Source organism: Mesorhizobium sp. BHscii, from assembly GCF_053848065.1.
Genome location: NZ_JBSPKW010000008.1, coordinates 226,332 through 232,751, shown reverse-complemented (window position 1 = coordinate 232,751; position 6,420 = coordinate 226,332). Strand labels below are relative to the sequence as shown.

Below are 6,420 nucleotides of genomic sequence, written 5' to 3'. Positions count from 1 at the left end.
CGACCTGGCCTCGACCGGCCCGAGCCTGCCGCTGGCGCTTGGCAGCACCGAGAGCCCGATCAAGCTCGAGCTGCAGGCGCTTTCGGTAAAGGCTGCAGGGCAGGGCACCCAGCCGAAGCTCGATATCTCCGCTGTTCTGCCTTCGGCCGCCACCAGTCTAGCTAAGGTCGAGGGGCTCACCCTGGCATTGCACTCGGACGCGTTCGACGTGAAAAGCCGGACAGGGCCGATTTCCGGCACGGTGACGGCGGACAAGATCGGCCTGGACAATCCGACCATCGCGCCGCTGATCGCCGGCAAGGTCACCGCCAAGGTCGCCGGCAGTCTGGCGACCGACGCCATCGTCATCGACAGCGGCTCGGTTACGGGCGATGCGCTGAACAGCACCTTCAACGGAAAGGTCTCGCTGGCCGAAGGCGCCATCGACCTCAACGTCAAGACCGACGTCGTTTCCGCGGCGCTGCCGGCGGCAGCGCGCGGTGTGCTCGCGGAGCGGACAGAACTCAGTGCCGCGTTGAAGCGTGACGCCAATGGCGATGTCACAGCCAACGCGATCAGACTGGTGTCCGGCGCGCTGACCGCCGACGGGCAGGCCAGCCTTGCCGACAATAAACTCGCCGCCGACATCAAGGGCGCGCTGGCCGACATCTCGCTTCTGTCCGGGGATGCCAAGGGCGCCATCGCTTTCGCGCTGAACGCGCAAGGCGCCGGCACCGCGCCTGACCTGTCGCTGACGGTCAACAGCGACCGGCTCTCGGTGGCCGAACGCGAGATCACCGGGTTGAGGCTCGCCGCCACCGGCAAGGCCGATGCCGCCAACCCGGCGGCCAATGTCCAACTGACCGGAAATGTCGCGGGCCAGCCCCTGCAAGGCCGTGCCGTGCTGGCGACGTCAGACGGCAAGCGCGCCATCAACGGGCTTTTGCTGTCACTCGGCAAGAACCGGGTATCAGGCGACCTGGCACTTGACGAGGCGTTCGTGCCTGATGGCACCGTGGCGCTCGACCTGCCTGATATCGGACCGCTCGCAGCCCTTGCGCTGGAAAAGGCGGAAGGCGACGTGCGTGGCACGATCGTCTTCTCGAAGACCGGCAATGCGCCTGAGGTCACCATCAAGGCTTCGACGGCTTCGATTTCACGCGGCGATGTTTCGGCAAGGACGGTCACTATCGATGCATCGATCGCCAACTATCTCGCGGCACCGGTGATCTCCGGAAAGATCCGTGCCGACAGCGTCACCTCCGGCGGCACCGTCATTCGCGGCATCGATGTCGATCTCAAGCGTGACGGCGACTGGACAGGCTTTTCCGGCGGCGCCAACGTCAAGGACATTCCCGCCAAGGCCGCCGGCCGCGTCAGGGTCGCCAACGGCACGACGACCGTCGAGCTCACCTCCGGCCAGGCGACCATGCGCGGCATCAAAGCGGCGATCGCTCAGGCCTCGACCATCACCATCGCCAACGGCACCACCAGCCTGGATCGGCTCGCGCTCAACCTCGGCGGCGGCACGGCGACGGTTTCGGGCAAGGTCGGGGAGGCGCTCAATCTCAACGCGACGCTGGCGCGGGTGCCGATGTCGCTCGCCAACAGTTTCTCGCCGGGCCTCGATGCCGCCGGCTCGATCTCGGGCACGGTGAAGGTGACGGGCGCGCCGGCCAATCCGGTCGTCGCCTTCAAGATCGACGCTGCAGGCGTCCAGACGTCGCAGACCCGCGGTGCCGGTTTCGGCGGCATGGGCGTTTCGTCCTCCGGCACGTATTCGGGCAACAGACTGACCTTCGACGCCAGCATGAGCGATGCCGCCGGTCTTGGCCTCAAGGGCGGCGGCACGATGACGACATCAGGCACGCCCACCCTTGATCTCGACTTTGCCGGCAAGGTGCCGTTCGCTTTCCTCACCCGGACACTTGCCGCGCAAGGCCTGTCTTTGAGCGGCACGGCCGACGTTAATTTGAAGGTGCGCGGCCCGGCGACGTCGCCGGTGATCACAGGCACGGTCCGCACGTCAGGTGCCCGCCTGATCGATGCACGCTCGGGACTTGCGATCAACGATATCACCGCCGATGTGGTGATCGGCGGTGGCGTCGCCAGGATCAACCGCCTGACCGGCAATTTGTCGACGCGCGGCAGCCTGTCGGCCAGCGGCACGGTCGGCATCAATCCGGCGCAAGGTTTTCCGGCCGATCTGTCGGTCAAGCTCGTCGACGGCCGCTACACCGACGGCAGGGTGGTCACCGCCAACCTCAGTGGCGACCTGACCATCAAGGGGCCGCTCGCGTCGGCGCCGGTGATCTCGGGTACGATCAACCTGGCCAAGACCGTCATCACCGTTCCCGAAAAGCTGCCGGGCTCGCTTGCGGCGCTCGACGTCAAGCACAAGAACGCACCGGCAGCCGTGCGCGCGCAGGACAAGGCGTTGCGCCCGGCGACGGCGAGCGGCAGCAGCGGTGGCGGCGGCCTCAACCTTGATGTCACGGTCAACGCGCCGAGCCAGATATTCATCCAGGGTAGGGGTGTCGATGCCGAGCTTGGCGGCTCGCTGCGGCTGACCGGCCCGGCATCGTCGCCGCAGGCCGTCGGCACCTTCACCTTGCAGCGCGGGCGGCTGACGATCCTCGCCAAGCGGCTGACCTTCACCGAAGGCACGGTCGGCTTTTCAGGCTCGCTGGTGCCTTATCTTAACCTCACGGCGACGTCGACGACGAGCAGCGCCACCGTCACCATCGTGGTATCGGGCGAGGCGACCAATCCGAAATTCAACTTCTCGTCGGTGCCGGCGCTGCCGGAAGACGAGGTCCTGGCGCAACTGATTTTCGGCCGCTCGATGTCTAACCTGTCGCCGCTGCAGATCGCCCAGCTTGCCGAAGCCGCCGCGCAGCTGGCCGGTGTCGGTGGCTCGACCTCGCTGCTCCAGAACCTGCGCAGCGCGATCGGCGTCGACGATCTCGACGTCATCACCGACGAGGAAGGCGGCACCGCGGTCTCGGCGGGCAAATATCTCAACGACCGCACCTATGTGACCATCCAGAAGGGCGACAAGCCGGGTTCGGGCAAGGCGGCGATCGATCTCGACGTCGGGCGCGGCGTCAAATTGCGCGGCGAGGCCACAGACGCCGGCGAAGCCAAGGGCGGCGTTTTCTACGAGCGCGAGTACTGAAGCCGGCCGACACGAGAGGGTCTGGCAATCCGACAATTGCCGCCGTTTTGGCACCCTGTCCGGGATCGGCTGGCGCTGTGCAAAGCTTCGCGCATGTCGCCGGAAATCGGGACCGACTTTCGGTTAGGGATTATGCGCAAAATCAAAGTGCTACAGTGTCCTTTGCGCGCCCAGAGGACGCGCGGCGCTGTCGTAAATGTCTCAGTTTGATCGATCCCGGAGATTCGAACGAAATCTGCCGGGCAATAGCAATTTTGCGCCAAGACTGTCGTTATCACGCGAACTGCTTCCCTTCCAAAGTTGCACATTCCTTGGCATGTTCCCAACCCGTGCCGTTTTTGACATCATGGCCCGGATGCGGAATGGTAAAAGGCAGAAAGCCAACAATGGGAGTTCGTGATGACAATCTACAAGAGTAATGGCGATCGCGTTCCGGATCACATCCATGCAATGGCCGAAGAAGCCAAGGCCGGACGTGTCGATCGCCGCGAGTTTCTGGCTCTGGCCAGCGTCTTCGGCGCGTCCACGGCGATGGCCTATGGAATGCTCGGCCTCGCCGACCCGACGCCGGCGAGAGCGCAGGACGTACAGGGCAAGAAGGGCGGCATATTGAAGGTCGCCATGTGGATCAAGGATCCTAAGGATCCGCGCAAGGCCGACTGGTCGGAAATCGCCAATGCCGAGCGCCAGGCACTCGAGCCGTTGGTCAAGTACACAAACGAATTCACGTTCCGCCCCTACCTGCTCGAAAGTTGGGACGTCAACGACGACGCCACCGAATACACGCTGCATGTGCGCAAGGGCGTCACCTGGAACAACGGCGATCCGTTCACCGCGGATGACGTCATCTTCAACTTCAAGCGTTGGGCCGACAAGAAAGCCGAAGGCAATTCCATGCCCGGTCGTCTCGGCTCGCTGGTCAAGGACGACAAGCTGGATGAGAGCGCAGTCACCAAGGTCGACGAACACACGGTCAAGCTAAAGCTCAGCACGCCTGATATCGCGCTCATTCCCAACGTGTGCGACTATCCCGGCCTTATCGTCCACAAGACCTTCGACGAAAAGGGCGGCGATTTCAAAGCCTGCCCGATTGGCACCGGCCCGTTCGAGCTCGTCTCCTACGATGTCGGCCAGAAAGTCGTCTACAAGCGCCGCGAAGACAACAAGTGGTGGGACGGCGAGGTCTTCCTCGACGGCATCGAGTTCATCGACTACGGCACCGATCCCGCGGCTACGGTCAGCGCCTTCGAATCGGGAGAGGTCCATACTAATTTCGAGACGTCGGCCGACTATGTGTCGATTCTCGACGGTGTCGACCTGGTCAAGTACGAGGTGGTCACCGCAGCGACCATCGTCTGCCGCACCAATGTGGCCAACAAGCCTTATGACGATCAGAAGGTCCGCAACGCGCTGCAGCTCGCAGTCGACAACGCCGTCGTGCTGCAGCTTGGCATGGCCAATGCCGGTACTGTCGCCGAAAACCACCATGTCAGCCCGATCCATCCGGAATATTACGAGCTGCCGAAGATTGCCCGCGATCCGGCCAAGGCGAAGGCGCTGATGGAGGAAGCCGGTCAGGCCGATTTCGAGCACGAGCTGATCACGGTCGACGAAGACTGGCACAAGAATACCGGCGATGCGATCGCCGCGCAGATGCGCGACGCCGGCATCAAGGTGAAGCGCACGGTGCTGCCGGGTTCGACGTTCTGGAACGACTGGACGAAGTATCCGCTGTCGATGACCAACTGGAACATGCGGCCGCTCGGCGTCCAGGTTCTGGCGATCGGCTACCGCACCGGAGAAGCCTGGAACGAAACCGCCTGGTCGAATCCCGAATGGGATGCCAAGCTCAACGCCGCGCTCGCTGTTGCCGACGCCGCCAAGCGCAAGGAGATGATGAAGGACATCGAGCAGATCCTGCAGGATTCCGGAATCATCATCCAGCCCTACTGGCGCAAGCTCTACAGTCACTCGGTGGCTGCCGTTAAGAACTACGCCATGCACCCGACCTTCGAGCGCGACTACGGCAAGGTCTGGCTCGACGAGGCCTGATCGGATCGAAGCCAAAGGGGAGGGAGGGCGTTGTTCCCTCCCTCCTGTTTCGAACATGATCCAAATGTGGGATCAGCGCAAAAAGGTGCTGACTTTTCAGGCCGGCTCATGCGACAAATCAAGGGTTGACAGCACCTGACCCCAACCCGATCGGCAGGGGGCCGCCATGCTTTCCTTCATCCTTCGACGCCTCGGCACCATGGCATTGACGATGCTGTGCCTGACATTGGTCGTCTTCTTCCTGATCAATCTCGACCCCAATCTGAAAAAACTGGCGATCAGCCAGACCGAAATGCACACCTCGGCCGAGCAGCTCGAAAGCTGGCTGGTCAACCATGGCTATCGCCAGAATTTCTTCTCCCGCTATGGCCAATGGCTGGGTATCGTGCCCAAACAGCCGGTCACAGACCCGGCAACGGGCAAACCCGCGCGACGTTTTTCGTTCTGCAACGATCCTGTCGAGCCAACGTTCTCCGGCGTGCTACAGGGTGATTTCGGCTGCTCGACCAAGTTCAAAACGACGGTCGCGTCGAAGCTTTTCCCGGCGCTCGGCGCCACCGGTATTCTGATGTTCTGGGTGCTTGTGGTGATGGTGCCGATCTCGCTTCTGATCGGCATCCTCGCCGGCATGCGAGAAGGCTCGCGAACCGATCGAACGTTGTCCGTCGCCTCGATCGCCTCGACGGCGACGCCCGAATATGTGTCGGGCGTCATTTTCACCGTCATTTTCGCCTCATGGCTCGGCCTGCTCAACGGTTCGGCGGCTTCGGCCAGCCGGGGCATCACCTTCTACAATTTCACTTTGCCTGTGATGACGCTGGCGATCTACGGCATCGGCTACATCGCCCGCATGACCCGCGCCTCGATGGTCGAGGTGATGACGCAGCAATATATCCGCACCGCGCGGTTGAAGGGCCTCTCCTTCGGCAGCGTCGTGGTCAAGCATGCGCTGCGCAACGCGCTGATCGCGCCGTTCACTGTCATCATGCTGCAATTTCCCTGGCTGCTCACCGGCGTCGTCATCGTCGAGGTGATGTTCCGCTACCAGGGATTTGGCTACACGCTGGTCGAGGCGGCCGGCAACAACGATATCGATCTTTTGCTCGGCTGCTCCCTGGTCTCGGTGTTCATCGTCCTGATCACGCAGCTCATTTCCGATGTCGGCTACGCGTTTCTCAATCCGCGTATCAGAGTTCAATAGGGGATCGAGC

At 62.8% G+C, this 6,420-nt stretch carries 3 protein-coding genes; all 3 read left to right on the top strand.

Annotated features, from left to right (window positions below):
* Positions 1–3,157: translocation/assembly module TamB domain-containing protein (locus tag ACWTU7_RS14375; RefSeq protein ID WP_455846523.1), on the top strand; the 3,157-nt coding region annotated here is incomplete at its 5' end.
* A 399-nt stretch (positions 3,158–3,556) separates the two neighbouring features.
* A complete protein-coding gene (locus ACWTU7_RS14370) occupies positions 3,557–5,209 on the top strand; it encodes an ABC transporter substrate-binding protein (protein ID WP_029351582.1) in 1,653 nt (550 codons plus the stop codon).
* A 166-nt stretch (positions 5,210–5,375) separates the two neighbouring features.
* The gene (locus ACWTU7_RS14365; protein ID WP_029351580.1) at positions 5,376–6,410 is read left to right on the top strand and encodes an ABC transporter permease; all 1,035 of its coding nucleotides are present in this window, start codon (positions 5,376–5,378) and stop codon (positions 6,408–6,410) included.
* Positions 6,411–6,420: the final 10 nt, after the last annotated feature.